24 protein-coding genes and 3 tRNA genes are annotated in these 26,297 nt (G+C 51.2%); 15 read left to right on the top strand and 12 right to left on the bottom strand.

Annotated features, from left to right (window positions below):
• On the bottom strand, positions 1–1,102 hold a 1,102-nt coding region (locus HMPREF2608_RS06215; protein ID WP_283122295.1), incomplete at its 3' end, for a valine--pyruvate transaminase.
• A 115-nt stretch (positions 1,103–1,217) separates the two neighbouring features.
• Entirely contained in the window at positions 1,218–1,517 is a 300-nt protein-coding gene (locus HMPREF2608_RS06210; protein ID WP_004520970.1) for a porin, read from the bottom strand.
• 94 nt (positions 1,518–1,611) lie between these two features.
• On the opposite strand from HMPREF2608_RS06210, the gene HMPREF2608_RS06205 reads away from it, so the two are divergent.
• From HMPREF2608_RS06205 to HMPREF2608_RS06190, 4 genes are all read left to right on the top strand, one after another.
• Positions 1,612–2,442, top strand: a complete 831-nt coding sequence (locus HMPREF2608_RS06205; RefSeq protein WP_070826343.1) for a carbon-nitrogen hydrolase family protein — start codon at positions 1,612–1,614, stop codon at positions 2,440–2,442.
• Positions 2,443–2,451: 9 nt separating this feature from the next.
• Positions 2,452–2,997 (top strand): crossover junction endodeoxyribonuclease RuvC, encoded by a 546-nt coding sequence (ruvC, locus tag HMPREF2608_RS06200; RefSeq protein WP_003684216.1) that lies wholly within the window; start codon positions 2,452–2,454, stop codon positions 2,995–2,997.
• A gap of 77 nt (positions 2,998–3,074) precedes the next feature.
• Positions 3,075–3,959, top strand: coding sequence for a lipid A biosynthesis lauroyl acyltransferase (locus HMPREF2608_RS06195; protein WP_283122203.1), 885 nt, complete (start codon positions 3,075–3,077; stop codon positions 3,957–3,959).
• Between the two features lie 771 nt (positions 3,960–4,730).
• Positions 4,731–5,525, top strand: a complete 795-nt coding sequence (locus tag HMPREF2608_RS06190) for a 3'-5' exonuclease (RefSeq protein ID WP_039863832.1) — start codon at positions 4,731–4,733, stop codon at positions 5,523–5,525.
• A gap of 84 nt (positions 5,526–5,609) precedes the next feature.
• On the opposite strand, the gene prmC is transcribed toward HMPREF2608_RS06190, so the two are convergent.
• The 9 genes from prmC to HMPREF2608_RS06145 all read right to left on the bottom strand — a co-directional run bounded on the left by prmC (position 5,610) and on the right by HMPREF2608_RS06145 (position 12,576).
• The gene (gene prmC, locus HMPREF2608_RS06185; RefSeq protein ID WP_004520961.1) at positions 5,610–6,422 is read right to left on the bottom strand and encodes a peptide chain release factor N(5)-glutamine methyltransferase; all 813 of its coding nucleotides are present in this window, start codon (positions 6,420–6,422) and stop codon (positions 5,610–5,612) included.
• Positions 6,412–6,873 carry a hypothetical protein gene (locus HMPREF2608_RS06180; RefSeq protein ID WP_004520960.1) on the bottom strand — a complete coding sequence of 154 codons (462 nt, stop codon included), beginning with the start codon at positions 6,871–6,873 and terminating at the stop codon, positions 6,412–6,414. Before HMPREF2608_RS06180 ends, prmC begins: the two co-directional genes overlap by 11 nt.
• 53 nt (positions 6,874–6,926) lie before the next feature.
• On the bottom strand, positions 6,927–8,369 hold the full coding sequence (gene tldD / locus HMPREF2608_RS06175) for a metalloprotease TldD (RefSeq protein WP_004520959.1): 1,443 nt from the start codon (positions 8,367–8,369) through the stop codon (positions 6,927–6,929).
• 559 nt (positions 8,370–8,928) lie between these two features.
• Positions 8,929–9,771: a hypothetical protein gene (locus tag HMPREF2608_RS06170; RefSeq protein WP_004520957.1), complete on the bottom strand. Its 843-nt coding sequence runs from the start codon at positions 9,769–9,771 to the stop codon at positions 8,929–8,931.
• 15 nt (positions 9,772–9,786) lie between these two features.
• Positions 9,787–11,547, bottom strand: a complete 1,761-nt coding sequence (locus HMPREF2608_RS06165) for a bifunctional biotin--[acetyl-CoA-carboxylase] ligase/type III pantothenate kinase (RefSeq protein ID WP_070625244.1) — start codon at positions 11,545–11,547, stop codon at positions 9,787–9,789.
• On the bottom strand, positions 11,544–12,050 hold the full coding sequence (locus HMPREF2608_RS06160) for an adenylyltransferase/cytidyltransferase family protein (protein WP_107848862.1): 507 nt from the start codon (positions 12,048–12,050) through the stop codon (positions 11,544–11,546). Before HMPREF2608_RS06160 ends, HMPREF2608_RS06165 begins: the two co-directional genes overlap by 4 nt.
• A 259-nt stretch (positions 12,051–12,309) precedes the next feature.
• Positions 12,310–12,385, bottom strand: a tRNA-His gene (locus HMPREF2608_RS06155).
• A 9-nt stretch (positions 12,386–12,394) separates the two neighbouring features.
• Positions 12,395–12,471 (bottom strand) — tRNA-Arg (locus HMPREF2608_RS06150).
• Positions 12,472–12,498: 27 nt separating this feature from the next.
• Positions 12,499–12,576, bottom strand: a tRNA-Pro gene (locus tag HMPREF2608_RS06145).
• A gap of 201 nt (positions 12,577–12,777) precedes the next feature.
• Here HMPREF2608_RS06145 and folD point away from each other — a divergent pair.
• The 5 genes from folD (at position 12,778) to HMPREF2608_RS06120 (ending at position 17,777) form a co-directional block, all read left to right on the top strand.
• A complete protein-coding gene (folD, locus tag HMPREF2608_RS06140) occupies positions 12,778–13,629 on the top strand; it encodes a bifunctional methylenetetrahydrofolate dehydrogenase/methenyltetrahydrofolate cyclohydrolase FolD (RefSeq protein ID WP_049336906.1) in 852 nt (283 codons plus the stop codon).
• An 84-nt stretch (positions 13,630–13,713) separates the two neighbouring features.
• Positions 13,714–14,787: an AI-2E family transporter gene (locus tag HMPREF2608_RS06135; RefSeq protein ID WP_070826342.1), complete on the top strand. Its 1,074-nt coding sequence runs from the start codon at positions 13,714–13,716 to the stop codon at positions 14,785–14,787.
• 129 nt (positions 14,788–14,916) lie between these two features.
• Positions 14,917–16,158: an aromatic amino acid transporter gene (locus HMPREF2608_RS06130; RefSeq protein WP_070826341.1), complete on the top strand. Its 1,242-nt coding sequence runs from the start codon at positions 14,917–14,919 to the stop codon at positions 16,156–16,158.
• A 93-nt stretch (positions 16,159–16,251) separates the two neighbouring features.
• The gene (locus HMPREF2608_RS06125; protein WP_070826340.1) at positions 16,252–16,725 is read left to right on the top strand and encodes a DUF7832 domain-containing protein; all 474 of its coding nucleotides are present in this window, start codon (positions 16,252–16,254) and stop codon (positions 16,723–16,725) included.
• Positions 16,722–17,777: a glycosyltransferase family 4 protein gene (locus HMPREF2608_RS06120; protein WP_070826339.1), complete on the top strand. Its 1,056-nt coding sequence runs from the start codon at positions 16,722–16,724 to the stop codon at positions 17,775–17,777. Before HMPREF2608_RS06125 ends, HMPREF2608_RS06120 begins: the two co-directional genes overlap by 4 nt.
• A gap of 539 nt (positions 17,778–18,316) precedes the next feature.
• Here the strand turns inward: HMPREF2608_RS06120 and HMPREF2608_RS06115 are convergent.
• Positions 18,317–19,966 carry an LTA synthase family protein gene (locus HMPREF2608_RS06115; protein ID WP_070826338.1) on the bottom strand — a complete coding sequence of 550 codons (1,650 nt, stop codon included), beginning with the start codon at positions 19,964–19,966 and terminating at the stop codon, positions 18,317–18,319.
• A 138-nt stretch (positions 19,967–20,104) separates the two neighbouring features.
• Between HMPREF2608_RS06115 and gmhB the strand changes: the two genes are divergently transcribed.
• The 6 genes from gmhB to HMPREF2608_RS06085 all read left to right on the top strand — a co-directional run bounded on the left by gmhB (position 20,105) and on the right by HMPREF2608_RS06085 (position 26,213).
• Positions 20,105–20,683, top strand: a complete 579-nt coding sequence (gmhB, locus tag HMPREF2608_RS06110; protein WP_070826337.1) for a D-glycero-beta-D-manno-heptose 1,7-bisphosphate 7-phosphatase — start codon at positions 20,105–20,107, stop codon at positions 20,681–20,683.
• Positions 20,684–20,754: 71 nt separating this feature from the next.
• Entirely contained in the window at positions 20,755–21,486 is a 732-nt protein-coding gene (locus HMPREF2608_RS06105; RefSeq protein WP_070826336.1) for a lysophospholipid acyltransferase family protein, read from the top strand.
• Between the two features lie 65 nt (positions 21,487–21,551).
• Complete coding sequence (locus tag HMPREF2608_RS06100; RefSeq protein WP_070826356.1) at positions 21,552–22,247, top strand: M48 family metallopeptidase; 696 nt, start codon at positions 21,552–21,554, stop codon at positions 22,245–22,247.
• A 172-nt stretch (positions 22,248–22,419) separates the two neighbouring features.
• On the top strand, positions 22,420–22,797 hold the full coding sequence (locus HMPREF2608_RS06095; RefSeq protein ID WP_070826335.1) for a hypothetical protein: 378 nt from the start codon (positions 22,420–22,422) through the stop codon (positions 22,795–22,797).
• A 156-nt stretch (positions 22,798–22,953) separates the two neighbouring features.
• A complete protein-coding gene (locus tag HMPREF2608_RS06090; protein WP_070826334.1) occupies positions 22,954–24,429 on the top strand; it encodes a surface lipoprotein assembly modifier in 1,476 nt (491 codons plus the stop codon).
• A 287-nt stretch (positions 24,430–24,716) separates the two neighbouring features.
• On the top strand, positions 24,717–26,213 hold the full coding sequence (locus HMPREF2608_RS06085) for a subtype B tannase (RefSeq protein WP_210402772.1): 1,497 nt from the start codon (positions 24,717–24,719) through the stop codon (positions 26,211–26,213).
• Positions 26,214–26,297 lie beyond the last annotated feature (84 nt).

The raw sequence follows: 26,297 nt of genomic DNA, 5'->3' as shown, positions 1-26,297 counted from the left end.
GAGTTTGCGACGAAACGGGCAGGTTTTCAAACCAAAGCCATAAGAAAATCGCACCTTCAGGCTTGTGGATTTTCAACGGATACGCGCCCAATTCACGCTTGAGCAGGGAAACCGCCGTTTGCGCCTGCTGACGGTAAAACGGCTGAATCACTTCGTCGGCCAGCTGTTTCAGACGGCCGTCGTTTAACAGCGGAGCCGCAATCGCCGCGCCGAAACGGGTTGGCGACAGATTCACAATCGCATTCAAACTGCTGACGGCTTTGACCACTTCCGGCGCAGCGACAATAATGCCGGTACGCACGCCGGGCAGGCCGATTTTAGAAAGGCTGAAGCAGAGGATAATGTTTTCGTGCCAGTTGAGCGTCACATCGCTGTAAATAATATTCGGGAACGGCATTCCGTAAGCGTTGTCGATAATCAGCGGAATCCCATGTTCCTGAGCCAAAGCGTCCAGCCGCGCCATCTCGCCGTCGGTCAACACATTGCCGGTCGGGTTGGTCGGGCGCGAACAGCAAATCGCACCGATTTTGCCCTCTTTCAATTCAGGCAGGCTCTCCAGCGCGTCAAAATCCACGCGGTATTTGAAAAATCCCGCTTCGCCTTCGTGTTCGACATTTTCGATTTTCGGTTTTACCGAAATAAAATGCTGCCCCTCGACATGCACGTCGGCATAACCGATATATTCAGGCGCAAGCGGCAACAAAATGGCTTTTTCAGCCGTTTGGCCGTCTGAAAGATTAAACTTGCCGCCGAACAGGTTGAACAAATAGAAAAACGCGTTTTGCGAACCATTGGTCAGCGCGATATTGTCTGCCGTCAGATTCCAGCCGTATTCGCGGTTGAGAAACTCAGTCAAAGCCGTAATCAGCGTCGCATCGCCCTGCGGATTGGAATAATTGCCGATATTCTCAACAGCGTGTTCCGCCGCCAGCTTGGAAAACACATCGGCGAACACGGCATTGACTTCAGCAATCTTCGCCGGATTGCCGCCACCAAGCATATTGACGGGCTTGTCGCTTTTGAGCGCGTCGCCCAAATCGTCCATCAACTGCAAAATACCGCTGTGTTGTGTGAATTTTTCGCCGAATGCTGAAAACTGCATGGAAACTCCGTTGCTGGGTGCGTGAAAACGATAAACCGCTATTATAAGAACAAAGGCCGTCTGAAAACCAGTTATCCTGGTTTTTTCAGACGGCCTTTACTATCCAATCTTTCCTTTAACGGCCAAAATTATCTCGGCGTTCGCGCCAGTCTTGGCGGATGGAGCCGCTTTTGCCGACCGGTGTGTCTTGTTCGACTTCCCAAATAAAATTCGTTCCGCCGCCAATCGGATGCGAGCCGCGTAAACCGATGTGGCTGCCTTGGTCGGCAACGGCAGTTCGGCTGTATGTTTGGCCGCCAAAACGGGTTTGCGAGGTTTCGATGCCGCTTTTGATGCTGCCGTAAAGCTGTACGTCGGCATGTGCGGCCAGTGCGGCGGTGGAAAGTGCGGCAGTGAGGAGAAGTTTCAAGTTCATGGTTTATCCTTTTTTGGAGAGGAATTGTGAGGCGATTGTATCGGCCTTGTGCGTAAACAAGTTACAATTCTTGCAAAATCTGACAGGAGTTTTGATGATGCACTCTTTACGCGCTGCCGCGGTGCAAATGGTGTCGTCCACCAACCCCGAAACCAATATTGCCACGATGAAACGCCTTGTCCGCGAGGCGGCCGAACAAGGGGCGGATTGGGTGTTGCTGCCCGAATATTGGCCGCTGATGGGCAAAAACAATACGGACAAGCTGGCATTTGCCGAGCCTTTGGACGATGGACGCGTCGGCGAAACCTGCGACACCCGTTTTCAGACGGCCTTAAGCGAAACGGCAAGGGAATGCGGCGTGGTGTTGTTTGGCGGTACGGTTCCGCTGCAAAGCCCAGACGCGGGCAAGGTGATGAACACGATGCTGGTGTATGACCGCGACGGCAACCGAGTCGGGCTTTACCACAAAATGCACCTTTTCGGCTTTTCCGGTTTGGGCGAACGCTACGCCGAAGCCGATACGATACTGGCAGGCAGCGATGTGCCGAAATTGAGCGTGGACGATGTTCCGCTGGCGGCCGGCGTCTGCTACGATTTGCGCTTTCCTGAGTTTTTCCGCGCCCAGCAGCCGTTTGATGTTTTGCTGTTGCCGGCCGCGTTTACCTACACGACCGGCAAGGCGCATTGGGAATTGCTGCTGCGCGCCCGCGCAGTGGAAAACCAATGCTACGTCATCGCGTCGGCACAAGGTGGACTGCATGAAAGCGGCCGCCGCACATTCGGCCACAGTATGATTATCGACCCTTGGGGCGATGTGTTGGCGACGTTGTCGGAAGGCGAAGGCGTAATTTGTGCCGATTTGGATACCGCGCGACTGCAAAGCGTGCGCACGCGCCTGCCTGCCCTGAAACACCGATTACTTTAAACACGCACTATGTCCCAGTTCCAACCTACACGCATTCTCGGCATCGACCCCGGCAGTCGCGTAACCGGCTTCGGCGTTATTGATGTCCACGGCCGCGAACATCATTATGTTGCTTCCGGCTGTATCAAAACGCCGACCGGCGCGTCGCTTTCCGAACGCATCGCCGTGATTGTCCGCCATATCGATGAAATCATCCGCCACTATCAGCCGCATCAGGCAGCCATCGAACAAGTGTTCGTCAACGTCAACCCAGCCGCGACGTTAATGCTCGGTCAGGCGCGCGGTGCCGCGATTGCCGCTTTGGTCATGCACGATTTGCCCGTGTTTGAATACACCGCGCTTCAGGTCAAGCAGGCGGTGGTTGGCAAGGGTAAGGCCGCCAAAGAGCAGGTGCAGCATATGGTGGTCCAAATGCTTGCACTTTCAGGTACCCCGCAAGCCGATGCCGCCGACGGACTCGCCGTCGCCCTCACCCACGCCCTGCGCAATCACGGATTGGCTTCGCAACTCAACCCCGACGGCTTGCAGGTCAAGCGCGGCCGTTTTCAATGGTAGGCCGACATTCAGGCCGTCTGAAATATGTTCCAGCCCGTTTTCAGACGGCCTTTCGGTTATAATAGCCCTTTGCCCACATACAGCGAGCCTTCATGAAAGCCGCCTTCCTTTTTCTCTATCTCATCCGCCTGCTGCCTTTTTGCGTGTTGCACAAGATTGCCGACGCGATCGGTATTCTCGCCTATTACGCAGTCAAACCACGCCGCAAAGTCGGCGAGGTAAACCTCAAAAAATGCTTTCCCGAGCTAAACGACAGCCAGCGCACTGCCCTGCTCAAACGCCATTTCCAACACATGGCGAAGCTGATGCTCGAATACGGCCTCTACTGGTACGCGCCTGCGGATAAGCTGCGCTCGTTGGTACGCTATCAAGACAAACACCATCTTGACGAAGCCCTCGCCGCCGGCGAAAAAGTCATCATCCTCTATCCGCACTTTACCGCATTTGAAATGGCGGTTTACACGCTCAATCAGGATGTGCCGCTGACCAGCATGTATTCGCACCAAAAAAACAAAGCCCTGGACGAGCAAATCCTGAAAGGCCGCCACCGCTACAACAATGTTTTCCTGATCGGCCGCACAGAAGGCCTGCGCGCCATCATCAAACACCTGCGCAAAAGCGATGCGCCCTTTCTTTATCTGCCCGACCAAGACTTCGGCCGCAACGATTCCATTTTCGTCAATTTCTTCGGCATTCAGACGGCCACGATTACCGGCCTCAGCCGCATCGCCGGTATGACCAAAGCCAAAATCATTCCCGCCATTCCCACACGCGAAGCTGACAATACCGTAACCCTGCGCTTCTATCCGGCTTGGGACAATTTCCCGACCGAAAATGTCGAAGCCGATACCCAGCGCATGAACGACTTCATCGAAGAGCGGGTACGCGAGCATCCCGAACAATATTTCTGGCTGCACAAACGCTTCAAAACCCGTCCCGAAGGCGAAAGCAGCTTTTATTGACTACATTGAATTACAATTTGAATATGCAAAAAGCGGCAAAATCCTTCTTTCGCCGCTTTTTCATTTTAATTGAATCAAACCGAAACTTATGTTTGATTTTAAACAATCAAATAATATTCCGCTTTAAATGCTTTAAAAACAACTTTTTTCATCGTGATTGAAACTTTCAAACAACCCTATATTTTTTCTCAAATGAAAAACATCAGTCCCAATACACTTTTTTCATTTACATATTAAATTTAATTTCTTTTAAAAACAATATATTAAAAAACAGTCCATCTAAAAAAATACATTTTAATCATTCAAAATATGAAATAAAATTAAATTAAAATTTAAAAAAACAAAATAAATATCTAAATTTAAAACAATTATGAAATATAATTGCAAAAATATGACAATAATTGAAATTTATACTAAAACAAGCCTTCAGAAAAAAATACTTGGCAAACTGTAAAAATTCGCGTAAATTTCACTACATCAAATTACAAAACGTTCAGACGGCCTCGCTGGTTTTAGATACTTTTGTAAGCAGTTTTCTGATATTGCAAGAAATTGCGGTATTTTAGAGGATTTCGGTGCAATGCCCGAAATGAAAGTTTACCGATGCAGAGTTGAGCTGCATCTGTAAAGCCGCAGGTGAAAGCCTGTATTGTTTGTGAAGCGTAAATCTCTGATTTGAGGTATTGGGGCAATCCTGTGGGGGATTGCCTCTTTTTTTATCTGCGCCGTCATGCCACAATGACATCATCCCTTATCCAACCCGATCACGCCATGACTCCGATACTCGCCTTCGACATCGAAACCATTCCCGACGTAAACGGCATCCGCCAGCTTTACGATTTGCCTGCCGATTTGCCCGACAATGAGGTCGTCCTGTTTGCCCAACAGCAACGCCGTGCCAAAACCGGCAGCGACTTTATGCAACACCATCTGCACCAAGTCGTTGCCATCTCCTGCTGTATGCGCTGGGGGCAAGACAAAATCCGCGTCAGCACCATCGGCGATCCCGAAGACAGCGAAGAAGTCATGATTGCCAAGTTCTTCGAGGTCATCGAAAACTATACGCCGCAACTCGTCAGCTGGAACGGCGGCGGTTTCGACCTGCCCGTCCTCCACTACCGCGCCCTGATACACGGCATCAGCGCCGCCCGTTATTGGGACATGGGCGACGGCGACTTTGGCGACAGTCGCGACTTTAAGTGGAACAACTACATCAGCCGCTACCACACCCGCCATTGCGACCTGATGGATTTGCTCGCCCTCTACCAACCGCGTGCCAGCGTACCTTTGGACGACATGGCCAAACTCTGCGGCTTCCCCGGCAAATTGGGCATGGACGGCAGCAAGGTTTGGGACGCCTATCATGCAGGCCGTCTGAAAGACATCCGCGACTATTGCGAAACCGATGCCGCCAATACCTACCTGATGTACATGCGCTTTCGCATGATGAGCGGCGCGCTCGATGCCGACGAATACGAAGTCGAAATCAAACGCATCAAACATTATCTGGCCGCACAAGCCGAAGAAAAACAACACTGGGCGGAGTTCGTCGCTGCTTGGCGTTAAACCAGGCCGTCTGAACAGCTAAACCAAAAAACCAAAAGGGCGTGATCGACACGCCCTTTTTTATATTTCGACAAACCATGCCCATTAAGCAGGCAAACGCCCCAGCGTTACCCTATCCAATCCAGCCAAATCCTGTTCGGTTGCCACTTCTGCAAAACCGTTCTCCAGCATAATGTTCCGCACTGCTTTGCCTTGGTCATAGCCGTGTTCAAACAGCAGCCAGCCGTTGGCTTTCAGGTATTTAGGGGCTTCTTGGGTAATGTGGCGGATATGGCTGAGGCCATCTGAAAAGTCGGTCAGCGCATTTTGCGGTTCAAACCTCAAATCACCTTGCGATAAATGTTCATCGCCATCCTCGATATACGGCGGATTGGAAACAATCACATCGTATCGGCCTTCAGACGGCTTGTCGGTATCAAACCACGAACCCTGCGCAAACTCCACTTTTGCGCCCAATTCGGCCGCATTTTGACGGGCAGTATCCAAAGCACCGACGCTGATGTCGGATGCACGAACATCGGCATCACCGCGTTCAAGCGCGATGGTTACGGCAATGGCGCCGCTTCCCGTCCCCAAGTCCCACACACGGCCTTGCGACGGCAAGCGTTTGAGCACGGCTTCCACCAAATGCTCAGTTTCATGGCGTGGAATCAGCACATGGGGATTGACGGTAAAGCGTCGTCCGTAGAACTCGCGCTCGCCCAACAGATAGGCCATCGGCTCGCCTTTCAGACGGCGTTGCGCCAAAGCCTCCAAGATTTGCAGGTCAGATTCCGCCAAATCGTCCGTACCGCGTGTAACCAACTGCGCACGCGTGTAACCCAGCGCATATTGCAACAACATCCGCGCTTCATTTTTGGGCAGTGCCGATTGGCGCAACCATTCATCAAGCGTCATTTCTCGTCCCATCTGCCAGCGTTGTGGCTTTTCTTTCCTTAATCTTTCCGGCAAACGTGCCGATGGTGGCAACCGCAAATGCGGCATACCACAAATAAAATCCCGCGCCGTAGCGCACAATATCCGATGTATTCCCTGCTTCATCGACGTGTACGGCTTTCACACTGAAAGCCACCAGCGCCAAGCCCCAAAGTGCCGTATGGACAGGCACAACCTTCTTCCGCAACACCAGCAACACAATGGCCGCCAACCAAACATAATTCGCATAGGCCGCACAATATCTGATATCCAAAGAAGCAAATATCGACCCCAAAATCAAAACGGTCAAACCCTTCATGCTTTCATGATTGCCCAAATAAAATGCAACATTGGACAAAGATGCTATCCACAGTGCAACCGACACCAGCAACATCACTATGGGAAAACTTGATTTCCGATTCTGTTCCTGCATGGTTTTATCCTAATGCAAAAGGCCGTCTGAAAACCTTTCAGACGGCCTGCCGTTTAAATTTCGCTACCGCCGACGGTCAGTCCGGCATCAATCCTCAGTGTCGGTTGTCCGACGCCGACAGGAACGCTCTGCCCTTCTTTGCCGCAGACACCGATGCCGCTGTCGAGCGCAGTGTCGTTGCCTATCATGGAAACGTGTTTCAGCACTTCGGGACCGTTGCCGATGATGGTCGCGCCTTTGACAGGATATTGCAGTTTGCCGCCTTCCACCCACCACGCTTCGGATGCGCTGAACACGAACTTGCCGCTGGTAATGTCCACTTGTCCGCCGCCAAAGTTGACGGCGTAAATGCCCTTGTCGATGGACGCGATGATTTCTTCCGGCTCATAGCCGCCGTTTTCCATAAAGGTATTGGTCATGCGCGGCATAGGAGCGGAAGCGTAACTTTCGCGGCGGCCGTTGCCGGTCGATTGCATACCCATCAGGCGGGCGTTGGTTTCGTCCTGCATATAGCCGACCAAAATACCGTCTTCAATCAATACAGTACGGCGGGTTTCGTTGCCTTCGTCGTCGATATTGAGCGAGCCGCGTCTGTCGGCAATATCGCCTTGATCCACAACGGTAACGCCTTTGGCAGCCACGCGCTCGCCGATTCGGCCGGAGAAAACGCTGGTTTCTTTACGGTTGAAATCGCCTTCCAAACCATGTCCAACCGCTTCGTGCAACAACACGCCCGGCCAGCCGTTGCCCAAAACAACGGTCATCTCGCCGGCAGGCGCAGGACGGGATTCAAGATTGGTCAGGGCTTGTTTGACGGCGGAATCGACAAACCGATGCACCAAGTTTTCATCGAAATACGCCAAATCATAACGCCCGCCACCGCCTGCGCTGCCCTGCTCGCGACGCTCGCCCTGCTTGGCAATGACGGTTACGTTCATGCGCACCATCGGACGGATATCGGCAGCGTGTTTGCCGTCCAGACGGGCGATGTACACCATGTCGTATTCGCAGGTCAAACCGGCCATCACTTGCACGATACGCGGATCGGCGGCTTTGGCCAGCGTTTCAACTTTGTTCAACAGCGCGACTTTGGCAGCAGAATCAAGACTGGCAATAGGGTCAATCGCCATATGGACAGGCTTGCCGTAGGCAGGTGTCGGCACTTTGACGCTGGCTTCGCCGCCAGCCGCACCAATCACGCGCACGGCTTTGGCAGAGCGGTTGATCGAATCGATACACAGGCTGTCGGCGTAGGCAAAAGCAGTCTTATCGCCCGAAACGGCACGCACGCCCACACCCTGATCGATTTGGAAGCTGCCCGATTTGACGATGCCTTCTTCCAAATGCCAACTTTCATAGGCAGTACGCTGGCAATAGATGTCGGCATAATCGACATGGTTGGCGCCGATAATACTCAGGCTTTGGGCGAGCAAATCGGGGGAAAGGTGGTTGGCTTCGAGCAAATCTCGCTGTACCGCGGCGTAGGTTTGTTGCATAATTTTTCAGACGGCCCGACGAGCAGGCAAAGTTAATTTGGCCTTGATTATACGGTATTTTATATGGCTTTGGATATGTTGATTGCTTGGATTTATGAGTGATTGAAACAAATCAAAAGGCCGTCTGAAATATAGGGTTGAAATGTTTGCCTTACCCTATTTCAACCGGCCTGTTCGTTTGACGTTCAGACGGCCTTTTCAATCACGGCAAAGCCAATGCCACAATTTAATTTCCATACAAAACAAAGCATTACAACAAAAACCATTATTTTTTCAATTTTGCTATTGATAATAGTTATTATTAGCGTATAATCAAAACCACTCGGAAGACGTCCTAATCCGAGCCATTAAACGACAGATTTTATCCCCCTCTTTCCCATTATCTCTTGATACTCGGAGTGCGCATATACGAAACATACCTGTTCCCCTTTATATCAGATACTCAAAACCGAAAAACATGAAACCCACTGCCGATACAGTGGGTTTCGTGTTTTTTGGCGTTCGGTTTATCAGGCTTGGCCGGCTGCTTATCAGGCCGTCTGAAACCGAATAGGCCTGATTATCGGCAGGTTTTCATGTTCAACTTGCCATAACGGCCGACAATGTTTCTGATGTCTTGGGCATCGCGCTCGTCGACCGCCATAAAGACCACGGTCATGCGTGCTACGCTCAAACCGGTATCGGGTGCGCTTCTGTCTTCCTGTTCGACAATGCGCGCACCGCCAAAACCTGCGCTGGACAAGCGTGAAATCAAAACTTGGGCGGAAGAGCGGCTGCGTGTTACGTCAATGCTGATTTCGCCGTTGTGAATACTGCCGCTAAAGCCGCGGCTGCCCAAGGCATCAAGCTGGGCGGAAGTGTCGCCGTCGGCAGGCAAGACCACGCGGAAGGTTTTGGAAGAAGTTTCGCCACCGGATGCGCCGTTACGTTTTTCGATACTGCGGCTGGCCGCATGAGGCCATTTGCCCAACAAGCCTTTGATGCGGTGGTAATCGTCTTCATCCATCACTACGGTGGCGCTGCTGGTACACAAGCGTTCCACGCCGGCCGCGTCCATCTCTTCTTCGGCTGCGCGACGCTCTTGCGCTTCTTTCTCGCGGCGCATTTTTTCTTTTTTCTCTTTCAACTGCTGCGCTTCTTGCTTTTTACGCAAGGCTTCTGCTTCTTCGGATTCAGGTTCTGCCATAATCAGGCCGTCTGATTCATCCGCCACCCAATCGGGTTGCGATGCCTGCTGAGGCTCGGCTTTGGGCGCGTCCAAAGAAGACGGGCGCAATAATTCGTGCGTGCCGCCTTCCAAGGCAGATTCGGGTTTCGCGGTTTTATGTTGTGTCCGATAGGCAACCATGCTGCCAAAAACAATGATGTTGAGTGCGACCAAGACCGCAAACAGCCATTTCATGATGCGTTTTCCTTTTTATTGTCCGTTGCGATGGGCAATCCAATGCAAGAGCCCGTGAATCACGAGATTATCGACGATTTTCACTTGATTGTCATGAACGAATGACTCCGGCAGCGCCTGCACGACTCTGGCCGCGCCGCCGCCCGTGATAATAATATCGACCGGTTTGCCTTCGCCCGTTTTGTCTTTCAGACGGCCATGCATCATCATCAACGCGCCGCAAACGGCATCCATCATGCCGCTGGCAATGGCGTTCGGCGTTGTGGTTGGGAACGGATATACCTTGCCGATGGGGCGGTTGAGGTTGGCGGTCTTGAGCGCCATCGCCTCTTTCATCAAGTGGAAACCGGGCATGATGGTGCCGCCGAGATAATGATTGTCTTCCGTCAGCGCGTCGGTGGTTACGGCGGTGCCGCAGCTGACGACGACGCAGGCGTTTTGCGTAAAGCGGCGGCTGCCCAGCGCATTAAACCAACGGTCGGAGCCATGTTCTTCAGGGCGGCGGTAATGGTTGCGGATACCCAAAGCCTGCGGCATGGAAGACAGCCATTCGACCGGACGGGTTAATTGCTCTTCCACCATCGCTTTTTTTACCGAACCGCACACGGCGCAACCGACAATCTTCACATCGTCATCGGCAAATTGCAGCCATTCTTCGCCCAGCTGGGCCAAATCACGATACGGCGCGCGGCCGACTTCGGAAAATGTGCCGTTCTCCACCCATGCCCATTTCAACTGACTGTTGCCGCCGTCCAGCAGCAAAAAGCGTTCCGGCTTGGCGGCGGCAGGTTGTGCCGGACGGTTATCCGGACGCAAGCTGATCTCGCCGCTGACGATGGTTTTCTCGCCCTTGTCCGTCTGCAAACGCAACGCACCTTGCGCATCCACGCCTTTGACTACGCCTTCGTGAACAACGCGTCCTTCCTGAAGCAGCAATACCGGTCTGTCCGTATCGCGGTTGGCGGCATTGTATTCGCCGACACATGATGCAAATCCGTTTTGCGCGTATTCGTTCAACAGCACATCAAGTTGCGCCAATACCGCATTCAACAAGGTTTTGACGCTTACACCCTGCTTAGAGGCCGTCTGAAACAAGGCCTGCACGGAAGTGGCATTTTCAACTTCTTTCGGCAATACAAAATTAATGCCGATGCCGATGACGGCGACAGTCTTATTCTCTACTCGCGCCGTTTCAATCAAAATACCGGCCAATTTATCGTTGGCCACGACCAAATCGTTCGGCCACTTGATATTTACGTCCAAACCGATATCGGCAAGCGCACGGCGGCAGGCCAATGCCACCACCAACGCCAGCGAACCCAGCTCATACTGCGGCTTATCAAACGCCCAGCCCAGGCTGAACATCAGACATTCGCCCTGTCGGTTGACCCAGCTTCGCCCTTGCCGTCCGCGGCCTTTGGTTTGGAAATGCGCCACACACAAGGCCTTATGCGCCAAATCTGCCGACTGGCGCGCCAATGCCATGATTTCATCGTTGCTGGACGAACATTCGTGTTTCAACTGCGCACGAAAACCCTGTTTTCCGGCCATTTGTTGCAGAGATTCTTCGGCAAACACAGCCAAAGGGCGCACCAAGCGCCATTGCCCGTCATGCTGGCGCAGCAAACCGCGGATATGGCCCGGCATCTGCTGCCAGAATCCGTTTAATTGTTGCGGCTTCATCCCAACCACTCGCGCCAACTGAGAAACGTGTTGCGGCAGGCCGTCTGAAAGCGCGGCGAGCAAGGCCCAATGGCGGCTGTTCAAATCCGTCATTCGCCTCCTCCGGCTTCGCGGATTTTCGCCAAAGTTTTGGTGGTCGAAGTCTGGTGTAAAAACGGAATCGAAAATACTTTGCCACCACGCGCAAACGTCTCGGCCGCACCGACAATCTTATCCACAGGCCAATCGCCGCCTTTAATCAATACATCGGGTTTGACCATTTCAATCAGCGCGGCCGGCGTATCGTCATCAAACCATGTGACCAAATCCACGCTCGCCAATGCCGCTGCCACTGCCGCGCGGTTTTCCAAAGGATTAATCGGACGGTCGTCCCCTTTGCCCTGACGGCGCACCGAAGCATCGGTATTCAACGCCAATACCAAAGTCGCACCGGCCGATCGCGCCTGCGCCAGATACGTTACATGGCCCCTATGGAGAATATCGAAACAGCCGTTGGTAAACACCAGCGGACGGGGCAATGCCGCCAAACGCTCCGCCAGCTTTTCGGGCGGACAGATTTTGGATTCGAATTCTGGAGCTGACCATTCGGACATGATGCGGTTCCTTTGGGAATGAAACAGAAAATAATCGGGGTATTATAAAGGATAACGGCGAAACGCCATAAAAAGATACCGAACGGTACAATATTCGGGCTTGACTGCGTATTCATTGATATTTGATAACACAGCAAACACCATTTTTGCCGATGCCATGATGAAACGGTTTGATAAATACTTTTTTGAAACCCAATTAAATCTGAAGTAAAATTCGGGTATAAACGGAAAAAAGCCTGCATACAATATGCAGGCTTTCATCTGGGGTGGCTGATGGGGCTCGAACCCACGACAACTGGAATCACAATCCAGGGCTCTACCAACTGAGCTACAGCCACCGTAAAAATTGGCACGCCCGACAGGAATCGAACCTGTAACCCCCGACTTAGAAGGTCGGTGCTCTATCCGGTTGAGCTACGGGCGCTCATGCCGATTCGTGCTAAGAATTTTGTGGTCGGGGCGGTGGGATTCGAACTCACGACCCTCTGCTCCCAAAGCAGATGCGCTAACCGGGCTGCGCTACGCCCCGACTGAAGACCTGAACTATACAGACCCTTTTCAGCCCGGTCAACACCTACTTTGCTTTATTTTTTCATTTTTTGATTATCCTATTATTTTTAATCGTTATTTATTTTTATGCTTCACAATCAGGGCTACTCTTTTGTGTCAGGCCGTCTGAAAAATGCGATAATTTAAACGCAATATTTATCCCTATTGAGGAGGAAAAATCATGGCTGCACAACTTATAGACGGAAAAAAAATCTCCCAGCAACGCATCGAGGCGGTCGCGCAGGCGGTAAAAGCGCGTCAGGAAAAAGGTTTGCACACGCCTTGCTTGGCGGTGGTATTGGTTGGCGACGACCCTGCTAGCGCGGTTTATGTACGCAATAAAAAACTGGCCTGCCAAAAAAGCGGCATCGAATCGCGCTCTTATGAGCTGCCGTCTGAAACCACGCAAGACGATTTGCTGAAACTGGTGGACGAATTGAACGGCGACCCTGCCGTCGACGGTATTTTGGTGCAACTGCCGCTGCCGGCACACATCGACAGCCAAGCGGTTTTGGAGCGTATCGAGCCGCATAAAGATGTGGACGGCTTCCACCCTTACAACGTCGGCCGCCTGGTCGTCAAAATGCCGCTGATGCGCCCTTGCACACCCAAAGGTGTGATGACTTTGTTGGAAGCCTACGGCATCGACCCGAAAGGCAAAAAAGCGGTCGTCGTCGGCGCGTCCAATATTGTCGGCCGCCCACAGGCGTTGGAATTGCTGCTGTCCCGCGCGACGGTAACCATTTGCCACAGCGCCACGCAAAACCTTGCCGATGAAGTTGCCGCCGCAGATATTTTGGTGGTCGGCGTAGGCATTCCGAATTTCGTTAAAGGCGAATGGGTCAAACCCGGCGCAGTCGTTATCGATGTGGGCATCAACCGCTTGGACGACGGCAGCCTGTGCGGCGACGTGGAGTTTGATGTCGCTAAAGAACGCGCATCCATGATTACGCCTGTTCCCGGCGGCGTCGGCCCGATGACGATTGCCACTTTGTTGGAAAACACGGTACACGCGGCCTCATTACACGACTAATCACTGTCATTAAGTTAGGCCGTCTGAACATGATTTTTCAGACGGCCTGACCTGTTTTTTTGCTTTTTACCTTATTGGCTTCACATGTCCTTACTCTCTTCCCACGCCGACAACCCGACTTTCCGCAACGCTTCCTATATCCTGATGGGCTTGGCCTTGCTGATTGTCTTGCACTACCATTTTCTGCCGCTGCTGCTGTCGGTTATCCTGACCTATATCTTTATTACGCGCACCAACGGCGTCATCCTCAAACTCCGCCGCCGTGTTTTACCGCGCAACACGCGGCTGCATAAATCGCTCAATGCGCACAATATCAACCTGATTTCCACCACGCTGACTCTGGCCATCGTGTTCAGCATCATCACGATGATGTCTTTGGGTATTTACCACCTGATACACGGCGGCCATGTCGGCTTCATGCTGGCCAAGCTGGCGGCAATTTTGGAAGACACCAAAAACAGCCAAGACCTGCCTGCGGCCATTCTCAATATGCTGCCCAACAATATGGCCGAAATCAAAGCCTCGGCAATCAAGCTGATTGAAGAATACCGCGCCGCGCTGACCCGTATCAGTAAAAACAGCATCACGTCATTCGTGTACATCCTCATCGGCATCATCATCGGCGCCATGCTCAGCTTCCACCGCCTGAAAATGCGCAAAAACCGCCATAAAATGCCTCTGTTTAAAGCCGAATTGGTGCACCGCATCGTCAATTTTGAAACCAGTTTTGAACGCGTGTTCCTCGCCCAAGTCAAAATCTCACTGATCGACACCTTCCTGACCGGCCTGTACCTTTATTTAGTTTTGCCGCTTTTCGGCGTTGAGCTGCCGTTTAAAATGACCGTCCTGATCGTCGCCTTTATCGTCGGCCTGATTCCGGTGGCGGGCAACCTGATTTCCAACACCATCATCATTATTTTGAGCCTCGGCGCATCGCTTTACGTCGCACTCGCATCGCTGGTTTTCCTCGTTGTCATCCACAAGCTCGAATATTTCCTCAACGCCAAAATCATCGGCTCGGAAATCGAATCCAGCGCATGGGAATTGCTGGTGGCGATGGTCGTCTTTGAACGCATTTTCGGCATCGGCGGCATCATCGTCGCGCCAGTTTATTACGCGTATCTGAAAAACGAATTGAAACTGAGAAAATTGATTTAATCAGTTGCGTTTATACACATCAAAGGCCGTCTGAAAACGACAATCGGGTTTTCAGACGGCCTTTGCTTTACCTTTTCTTACACTTTACGGCATAATGGCAGCCACGCATTTCTAGAAGAAAGATAAACAATGTCAACCAAAACCCCTTCCCTATTCGGCGGCGCGATGATTATCGCCGGTACGATTATCGGCGCAGGCATGCTTGCCAACCCGACCGCCACCTCCGGCGTATGGTTTACCGGCTCGCTGGCAGTGTTGCTGTACACCTGGTTTTCCATGCTCTCCAGCGGCCTGATGATTTTGGAAGTCAACACCCATTATCCGCACGGCGCCAGCTTCGACACCATGGTCAAAGACCTGCTCGGCCCGGCTTGGAACATCATCAACGGCGTTGCCGTCGCCTTCGTTTTATACCTGCTCACTTACGCCTACATCTTCGTCGGCGGCGACCTGACCGCCAAAGGCATCGGCAGCGCGGTAGGCAGCGAAATTTCGCTGATCGTCGGCCAACTCGTCTTCTTCGGCATCCTCGCCTTTTGCGTTTGGGCATCCGCTCGCTTGGTTGACCGCTTCACCAGCATCCTCATCGGCGGCATGGTACTCACCTTCATCTGGGCAACCGGCGGCCTGATTGCCGATGCCAAAATGCCTGTTTTGTTTGATACCCAAGCCCCGGCCGGCACCAGCTACTGGATGTATGCCGCCACTGCACTGCCCGTCTGCCTTGCCTCATTCGGTTTCCATGGCAACGTTTCCAGCCTGCTCAAATACTTTAAAGGCGACGCGCCCAAAGTGGCCAAATCCCTATGGGCAGGAACGCTGATTGCCTTGGTGATTTACGTCCTCTGGCAAATCGCCATCCAAGGCAACCTGCCGCGCAGCGAGTTTGCACCGGTTATCGCCGCAGAAGGCCAAGTTTCCGTCCTGATCGAAACGCTGTCCAAGTTCGCCCAAACCGGCAATATGGACAAAGTGTTGACCCTGTTCTCCTACATGGCGATCGCAACGTCCTTCCTCGGCGTAACGCTCGGCCTGTTCGACTACATTGCCGACATCTTCAAATGGAACGACAGCATCTCAGGCCGTACCAAAACCGCCGCGCTGACCTTCCTGCCACCCCTGATTTCCTGCCTGCTCTTTCCTACCGGCTTCGTTACCGCCATCGGCTACGTCGGCCTGGCCGCAACCATCTGGACAGGCATCATCCCCGCCATGCTGCTCTACCGCTCGCGCCATAAATTCGGTGCCGGCAAAAACTACAAAGTTTACGGCGGATTCTGGCTGATGGCTTGGGTCTTCCTCTTCGGCATCATCAACATTGCCGCCCAAATACTGAGCCAAATGGAACTTGTCCCTGTATTTAAAGGTTAAATTCCCTTAAGGCCGTCTGAAACACCCTCTTTCAGACGGCCTAATTCATTATTTTCCGCTACAATACCTCCTTTCCCCCAACAAACACCGTCCATGTACGACAATATCCGTTTCCATCTCGACGAAGACTATCCCGACCAGCTCCCGCCTGAAAACGCCGCCACCCACATCGGCATGTACTGGCAGTGGGCGGCGCAGGCAGGCCTCGTCAACCCCGTCTGGCAAACCGCCCCAGAAACCGCAGCCGACTTCGCCGCCATGACTGCAGGCAAAATCAGCGGACGGCACTTCCTGCTCAAACACATGGACGGCGCATTGACGGCGGACGACTTTACCGAACTCGGCCAACGGTTTACCGAGTTCTACTACACCGACGAAGAAGACGGCTACGGCGCATTTATGGAAGACTACGTCCTCGCCCTCGACACGCCCTCGCTCGGCGGCTTCTACCACGTCAAAAACACCCCAGAAACCTTCGCCAAACTGACACCCGTTTTTCAGACGGCCTTTGAAAAATGGAAAAGCAGTTTGAAAGCAGAAAAATATTCGAAAGAATCCACACAATGAAGCCGAACTATTCTATCGACATTGCTATTAACTGCTTCCGTCCAGGAGGAGGCATGGAAAGCTACACCTTCGACCTTGTCCGTGGTTTAAGCGCACACGGCCTCAAACCTACAGTCTTTGCTGCACAAATCGATACAACGGTTCCTGAATACCGCCAAGTTGATACGCATCACGTCAATCAAAAAAAGATTCCAAAAAAGTTGCGTCCTTTTTTCTTCAGTATGCAATTGGCCAAACTCCGGCAAAACAGAAATATTCCTCTTATTGCCTGCAATCCTAGTGATTATGCTGATATCTTTGTCTGCGGCGGTACACACTTAGGTTACCTGCACAACATAGGTAAAACCCCAAACTTACTTGATAGACTCATCATTCGGCGTAACCGTACCAACTACTCAACAGCAAAATTGATCATGGCGCATTCACACCTAATGCAACACGAGTTGATCAACCTCTATGGAGTGCCTTCTGAAAAAATCCGTGTTATCCACCCACCTGCCGATACTGCACGCTTCTACACCAAACCGGAAGAAATTCCTGCAACTCGTGCGAGATACGGATTCAAAGACGACGAAACTATTTTCCTATTTCCATCAACCGGACACACCCGAAAAGGCTTGGATTTATTAGCAGAATTTTTCGAGCATACCGATTTACCCATCAAACTGGCTGTTGCAGGATCGCCCTTACCTCGACCAATGAACAACGTTATTGAGCTTGGTTTCTGCAAAAATATGCCTGAACTTTACCGAGCTGCTGACTTCACTATCATGGCATCACTGTACGAACCATTCGGACTGGTTGGCATAGAATCTATTTTGTGCGGAACCCGAGTTGTTTTCTCCGACAATATGGCATGTACCGAAGTCATGAACGAAAATGCAGGCTTCTTTTTCTCACGTCAAAACCCAGAAACACTGGCACAAGCCATCACTCAAGCGGTTTCTCTCAAACAACAGGGAAAACACAAAATTACCTCTCCTATGCAGGCATTAACCTATAATCCCACCTTAGCGCATCATATCAACCAGACTCTCAATATACTATACTGACAGATATCAGAATAATACTTCACTAAAGATATTGAGAGCTTTGAAACACAGGTTGAAATCAATGCGGGTAATAAGATAAGTTAGAAATCAGAAAGGCTGTGCCATTAGACAAGTGAAATATCTCCGAACATAGATAACAGTAGAATATGCAGGACATCCGCATGTAATACCAGAAGTAACGGGTTCTTTGATAATACAGTTAATGCTCAATAAGCTGCTAATTAAGCACTTACTCTAACTACAACAAAGCGAAGTAGCAGCTATTATGACTTTAGAGTTTTACTGAAAATGCTCACGAACAATCCCCTAAATATCTTGGTAGAAATTTAGGAATTTGAGGGGCTTTTACAAAGACCTCAAAACAGTCTTTATGTTACAAAACTTGATTTTCAAACTACAAAAAGACGGGCATTCTTGCCCGTCTTTTTATGGAAACTACACTACATATTATAGAAATAAATAATGTATGATTACGTAGATTATCGTTGTACCTCTTTTTCTAAAAGCATACGTCTTATCATTTAAGTTAAGTTAAACACCTAACGTACAATTTTCAGGATACTATATAAATAATTCCGGTAATCATTAACAAGCTTACTATTGTAACAATCTTCAAGCCTACCATTACTTAAACTTCGCATGGTCATATTTGCTTTCATGAAATTGTCTGCAGGAGAAAGACCTGCCACATTCATTAACACTCCTCCAGCAAAAGCAAGGTCAAGAAAATCCTGTTCTTGCCTAAATCCTGAGGCAATATTACTTCTAACTGTAAATTGCGTAATATAGTCGGGATGAGTATCCTCCCCTTTTTTCTTGGGAGAGACACCATCAAACGATGCCTGATGGTCGCCGAAATAAGCAAATACAAACGGTTTGTTACGTTCATGTAGGTAATGGTTAAAACTTTCTGTCGCTTTATCCAAATCGACAATACGCCCGATATAGTCGTTGATTGCAGAAATGGTTTTCACGTCTAAATCTGGCGAGTCCAGTCCAAACACATTATCCATGTCTGTCCTGTAAGGCCCATGTTCTTTCATAGTTAAAATATAGACGAACATCGGTTGCTGTACATCTGCTAAACTAGGATGACGTTTTTCTAGAATCATCCGCGCATATTGCATCATTTCTTCGCTAGAAATGTGCCATAAATTTTTGCCCATCGGAGCGGGATACCCCAAATCTTGAGGCTGTAACATAAGATCAAAACCAAAATGGTCATAGGCGGCTTTGGCGTTATAGTTGCCCTTAGTAAATGGCGACAAAGCCACACAAAAATAACCATGCTCACGCAAATTTCGGATAAGCCCAGTCTGTAAATGTGGCACCACCGAATAAAATACCCCACTAGCCAATGCGCCAAAGTCAGTAGACGGCACGCCTGCTAAAAATGCAAATTCAGATTTCCACGTCGCACCACCAAATGTATGTACGCGCAGTGGAGAAGCAAACACGGTATCCATCTGCTGTTCAAACATCCTTAATTTAGGAATATCGGCTGATGTGAAATCAAATTTATGTGGATTAAGCGTTGATTCCATCAGCGTGATGATAATATCGGGTTTTTCCAATGTTTCAGGATACATGTTTTCAGTTAACAGTTTCTCAGCAAATTCCTGTCCATTACCTTCAAACATCGGCACTTGGAAAAATACTGCCCTGCAAGACATTGGCAAATTTAAAAATACATCCCTACCATCATTTGGCAACGAATCCAGCCATGTCCCAACTGCTCCAGGATGCTTTGAAAAATACCACATTGCAAAAAATGACATTATGAATATGATTGCACCAGTATACTGCCATACTATATCCATAGGCTCCGCATCATACCAACCAAATACGGCATAAACAATCAATACCAATAAGCCCAGTACGCCAACGATGGCCTCCTTATAATGAAACAATGTCTCCCAGTTACGCCAATCGACAATGAGTCGGAAGTCTGAAATCAACAATGGTTGTTTGTAATAATGAATTTTTAATCTATGAAACAAAGCAAACACGACAAAACATACTGATGCAAAATTCAACGCTCGTTGCCACTGCCCTGTAAACATCAACATACCAGCTGCCAAAAACATAAATAGCATTGAAGCAAAAAAATAGGTCCACCGATAGTGCGACTTTATAATCAGTACTACTGCTACTGAAACAAACAAAAATAGGAAAATATAAGCAAACATGACGCTATCCCCTTATTAATAGGCTTCTATCAGCACACAATCAGAAGAATTCTTAAAACAAGACGGCATAATAACACAGCGTAGGCACACTCTTTAATCTTTAATATAATATTGACCCTCACTATCTAAAAAAACACCATGAAACTCATCATCCTCGACCGCGACGGCGTCATCAACCAAGACCGCGACGATTTCGTCAAATCCGTTGACGAATGGATTCCCATCGAAGGCAGCATGGATGCCATCGCCTTTTTAACGCAGGCAGGCTACACCATCGCCGTGGCCACCAACCAATCCGGAATCGGCCGCAAATACTTTACCGTGCAAGACCTGACCGAAATGCACGCGAAAATGCACCGCCTTGCCGTTCAAGCAGGCGGTACCATCGACGGCATTTGGTTTTGCCCGCACACTGCCGCCGACAACTGCAAATGCCGCAAACCCAAGCCCGGCATGATTATCGACATCATCGAACGCTTCAAGGCCAATGCCGCCGAAACCTGGCTGGTCGGAGACAGCCTGCGCGACCTGCAAGCCATTGATGCTGCAGGAGGCAAATCCGCGCTCGTTCTGACCGGCAAAGGCAAAAAAACGCTGGCCCAACACGAGCAAGAACTGCCCGAACACACCCAAGTCTTCGACAACCTGCTCGCTTTCTCGCAATACATCATGCGTGAAAACACACAAATCGAAGAAGCCGCGCAAGCCATCCTATAAACGACAAGGCCGTCTGAAACCTGCCGACAACGGCGTTCAGACGGCCTTCAAACGACAGACTTTTCCCCGATATGCTGATTATCCGCAACCTGATTTACTGGTTCATCCTTTCCTCTAGCATTATTTTGCTGTTCCCCTTTATGCTGCTTGCCCTACCCTTCCAAGGCGGTGCGCACAAAATGGCGCAAGTTTGGGTGCGTATCCTCAACTGGTCGCTCAAGCACATCATCGGTTTGAACTACACCTTAAGCGGCGCGGAAAACATTCCCGACCACCCTGCCATCATCTGCGCCAAACACCAAAGCGGCTGGGAAACCCTCGCTCTGCAAGAGATTTTTCCGCCGCAAGTCTATGTTGCCAAACGCGAGCTCTTCAAAATCCCTTTCTTCGGCTGGGGCTTGAAGCTGGTTAAAACCATCGGCATCGACCGCAGCAACAGCCGCGAAGCCAACAAACAACTCTTAGAACAAGGCCTTGCGCGTAAAAACGAAGGCTATTGGATTACCATTTTCCCCGAAGGCACACGCCTGTCGCCCGGTGAAAAAGGCCGCTACAAGCTCGGCGGCGCGCGCATGGCAAAAATGTTCGAGATGGACATCGTCCCCGTCGCACTCAATAGCGGCGAGTTTTGGCCGCGCAACTCCTTCCTCAAATACCCCGGCACAGTCAGCGTCATCATCGGCAAACCCATTGCCCACAACAACGGCAATGAAGCCGAACTCATGGCCCAATGCGAGCAATGGATCGAAAGCCAACAGCCCCTGATTACCGGACAAGGCCCATTCGCGCCCAAAACCAAATAAATCATTCCATCGGGTGGGCCGCTATGCCCGCCCTTTTCATGCCGTCCAATATTTTTCTCAACATCATGCCCCACCTCCATACCCACACCCTTTCAGATGGCCTCACCATTCATATCCAGCTCAAACGCAGCGCCAAGAAAAACCTCATCTTGCGCCCCGTTTCCGCCGATACCGTCAGCATCAATATCCCTCCGTTTGTTACCCAACGCACCTTTACCCAATGGCTGAACGACAACGAAGCCCTCCTGCGCCGTACCCTAAACAAAACACCGGCCCGACAAACACCCACCGACACGCTTCCCGAATGGATTTGGTATCAAGGCGTTCAGACTGCCTTGTCCGTCCACGCAGCAAACCACATCCAACTTAGGCCGTCTGAAATTCTGTTGCCCGAAAAAGAAACCGCCGCCCAACTCACCCATTTGCACCGCTTCCTGCACGAGCGTGCGCGCGAGTATCTGCTGCCGCGCCTCGAAGGCCATATCCGAACCACCCGCCTTACCCCGAGCGCCATTTCCCTTTCCAACGCCAAAACCTTCTGGGGCGTTTGCCGCCACACTACCGGCATCCGCCTCAACTGGCGGCTCATCGGCGCGCCCGAATATGTCGCCGACTACGTCTGCCTGCACGAACTCGCCCACCTGCGCCATCCCGACCACAGCCCTGCGTTTTGGGCTCTAACCCACTCGTTCACACCGCATGTCGACCAAGCCAAACAATGGCTGAAGGCACACGGTGGCAAATTGTTCCTTCTCGGCTAAGCCTTTACTTTCAGTATTTTTCTGCAAGCAAACACCAGCCCAAAGCAAAGAATCAACGCCCTCCAAACAAGTAATGTAGCCGCGCGTAAAATCAGGTTTATCCGCTTGCCGCCCCTCAGGCACGCCGATAAGATGATTTCGTTCTCAAAACCCTTTTCAGAAAGGAAAACCGATGACCAAAGCAAAATCGTTACTGGCCACCGGCATTTTAGCTCTTTTCTCCGCCACGGCATTCGCCTCCCCGCTGCCTTCCGAAATCTACCGTCCGGCAGGCGCGCACACCATCAAAGCCGATCATCAAGGCAACGGCGAATTTGAATACGAAGCCGAAATTTCCGGCCGACACAATTCCATTCCTTCTCTGGCCAAAAAAGTGATCGCCCACGCGCGCAGCAAAGGTTTCCATGTGGTTGAGTCTGAAATCAAACACGACGATGCCGATCTGAAATTCAAACGCGGCAAACAAGAGCTGGACGTTTCCATCGAAGACAAAGGCCAAGGCCGTATCGAATACAAAGCCGATTTGGATTTGGACTTGGACCAAAACTAAATCCGACTCGCAAATAAAGGCCGTCTGAAATCCCATCGGGTTTCAGATGGCCTTTTGTCGTCTTTATCAGATATAATGGCACTCGGTTTGTAAAATTTCCGACTCAAAACATTGTACAATCTGCCCACTTATACCGATAACATCCCAAACATTGCCATGAAAAAACGTCTGCTCCTCCTCGCCATCCTTCCCCTTTCCCTTCACGCCGCCGATGTGCCGCCTGATGTGAAACCCGAGCTTCAAGTCAATACAGCCGAACCCCAACAACCCGAAACGCACAACATCCCTGCCGAGCAGACAAACAGGCCGTCTGAAAAAATCATCAACGTCGATGCCGATACCCTGCTTGCCAACACCGAATTACTGGCACGCGCCATGTATTCCGCCGTCGTCGCCCACAACATCCCCGGCATCAAAGCCGTTTTGCCCATTTACGAACAATGGCCAGAACACGACCGCGCCATGGCACGCTATGCCAAAGGTTTGCTTGCCCAATCCGAAGGACGCGCCGCCGAAGCCATCGGCCATTACCGCCGCTTTATCGCCGAGCAACCCGATGCCTCCGCCGTCCGCTGGCAGCTTGCGACCGCCTTGTTTGAAGACAAACAAAACGAAGCCGCAGCCGACCAGTTCGACAAACTGCAAACCGAATCCCTCCCGCCTGCCTTGCAAGAACGCATCGAAACCTACCGCAAAGCCCTGCGTGAACGCGACTCATGGCAATTCAATGCCGGCTTGAACATCACGCGCGAACAAAACATCAACCAAGCCCCCGGCCAACGCCGTCTGGGCAACCACCTGAACGATGAACAATGCCGCGCCGTGCGCCTTGCCTATCCCGACGACGACTGCTTCCGAGGCTGGACATTCCCCGAACCCATCGATGCCACTGCCATCCATTACCAAATCGGCGCAGAAAAAAAATGGTCGCTGCCCCGCGGCTTCTATGCCACGGCAGGCGCAGACCATTACGGCAAAATCTATCCCAAACACACCAACTACAACGACCTCACCACACGCTTTTCGGCAGGCATCGGCTATGCCGACCAGCGCAACGATATCGGCATGACCCCGTTCCATGAACGCCGCTTCTACGGCAACGACCCCTACACCTACACCAACGGCGCACGCCTCCACTACAACCATTGGTGGCAACCCAAGCTGCAAACCCTCAGCGCATTTGAAGCAGGCCGTCTGAAAAACGGCCGCCGCGAGCATTCCAACAACACCAGCCAACTGCTCAGCAACTCCATCGTGTACTACCGCAACGCGCGCCAATACTGGGTAGCCGGTATCGACCTCTACCGCGAACGCAACCGCGACGACAAAAGCGACAGCTTCAACCGCTACGCCCTGCGCACCACATGGGGGCAAGAGTGGCCCAAAGGCCTCTCCACCGTCCTACGCCTCAGCGCCGCCCAACGCCGTTACCAAGCCCCCGCCTTCTTCAGCAACGAACAAAACCGCCGCGACAAAGAAACCTCCGCCTCCCTGAGCGTATGGCACCGCGCCCTCCATTTCAAAGGTATCACCCCGCGCCTGACCATTGCCCACAACAAAACATGGAGCAACGACAAGTTCTACGAATACGGCAAAACCAAAATGTTTGTCGAATTGAGCAAAACGTTCTGACAAATAGAACCAATCTGTGAATAAAGCAAAAATGCCTGTCCTGCATACTGATTTACAAGACAGATTCAAACTTTTACAGATACCGGATAAATAGATTTTTAAGGCATAATTTCTTATTAAATTCATATTTATCAAATAGATGAAGTTTAAGCCGATATTACTTTACAACGTAACGTACAACACTACATAACGCTACAAAGAAATCAGGCCGTCTGAAACCCGACTTGGCGTTTCAGACGGCCTGAGTATTCGTATCATATCCGCTTACCTCTTCAGAAAGTATGATGATGAACGCCCTAAACAAAACCCTCTTATCCGTTTCTGTCGCGCTGGGATTGAGCGCCTGCGCTTCCGTCAAAACCGCAGACACCTACGACCTAGACTTCTCCAAACAAAAATACACCGAACAAAGCATCGAAGTGAACGGTCAAGCCATCAAATTCCGCGCTTACGAAGGCGTGGTTTACGTCCGCAATCCTGTCGATACCCGTTACGAAATCATCAATATTTATGTACCCGAAGCCTATTACAACGGCGGCGAGATAGACGGTTTCAACGCCGAAACCGCACCGATTTTCCTGCCCAACCAAATCGGCGGCTATATGCCGGCCGAACCGGGCAAACCCGCTTTAGAAGGCAAACGCGGCGAGCCTGAAGACGGCCAAAAATCGCCTAACACCGCCCTGGTTGCGCTCTCCAAAGGCTACGTCGTCGCCTCCCCTGGCGCACGCGGCCGAACAGAACCCACCGGCAAAGCACCTGCCGCCATCGTTGATTTGAAAGCCGCCGTCCGTTACCTGAAAGCCAACGACAAAGTCATGCCCGGCGATGCCGAAAAAATCATTTCCAACGGCACAAGCGCAGGCGGCGCGATGTCCGCCCTCTTAGGCGCAACAGCCGACCAAAAAGATTACGAAAACCACCTCAAAGCCTTAGGCGCGGCAGACGGCAGCGACAAAGTTTTCGCCGTATCTGCCTACTGCCCGATTACCGATTTGGATCATGCCGACATGGCTTACGAATGGCAGTTCAACGGTATCAACGACTACAAAAAAATGAACATTTCCATGCTCGACTACCGCGTCAAACGCGAGCTGGTCGCAGGTACACTGACCGATGACGAGAAAAAACTGTCCGACCTCCTCAAACCCCTATACCCCGCATACCTCAACAGCCTGAACCTGAAATCCCCCGAAGGCAAACCCCTGACGTTGGACGCCCAAGGCAACGGCAGCTTTAAAAACCATATTGCCGGTTTAATTGCCAAATCCGCACAAGCCCAACTTGATGCAGGCAAAGACCTGAGCGACCGCACTTGGCTGACCGTCCGCAAAGGCAAAGTTGTCTCCGTCGATTTCGATGCCTACGCCAAAGCCGCCGGCCGCCAGAAAACACCGCCGGCCTTTGACGGCGTAGATTTAAGCACAGGCGAAAACCAACTCTTCGGCACCAATACCGTCGACAAACGCCACTTCACCGCGTTCTCCATGCAACACAACACCGCCGCCAACGCCGAAATCGCAGATGAAGAAACCATCAAAATCATGAACCCGCTCAACTACATCGGCAAACCGGGCGTGAACCTGCCGCAAAACTGGCGCATCCGCGTCGGCACCAACGACCGCGACACCTCACTAGCAGTCTCCGCCATCTTAGCCGCCAAACTGCAAAACAACGGCCAAACCGTCGACTACGCCCTGCCTTGGGATGTCGGCCACGGCGGAGATTATGACTTAGACGAACTGTTTGCCTGGATAAAACAGGTCAGCAGCTCTGCAAAATAAGCGTTCCAACATGGATTGAGATGAGATTTGGTATCCCGTTTTAATTAAAGAAAGGCCGAGACCTTTGCAAAATTCCCCAAAATC

The organism is Neisseria sp. HMSC064D07, from assembly GCF_001837185.1.
Taxonomy (GTDB): domain Bacteria; phylum Pseudomonadota; class Gammaproteobacteria; order Burkholderiales; family Neisseriaceae; genus Neisseria; species Neisseria flavescens_C.
Note: the sequence above shows the minus strand (reverse complement) of the source record. Positions and strands in the feature narration are given on the sequence as shown.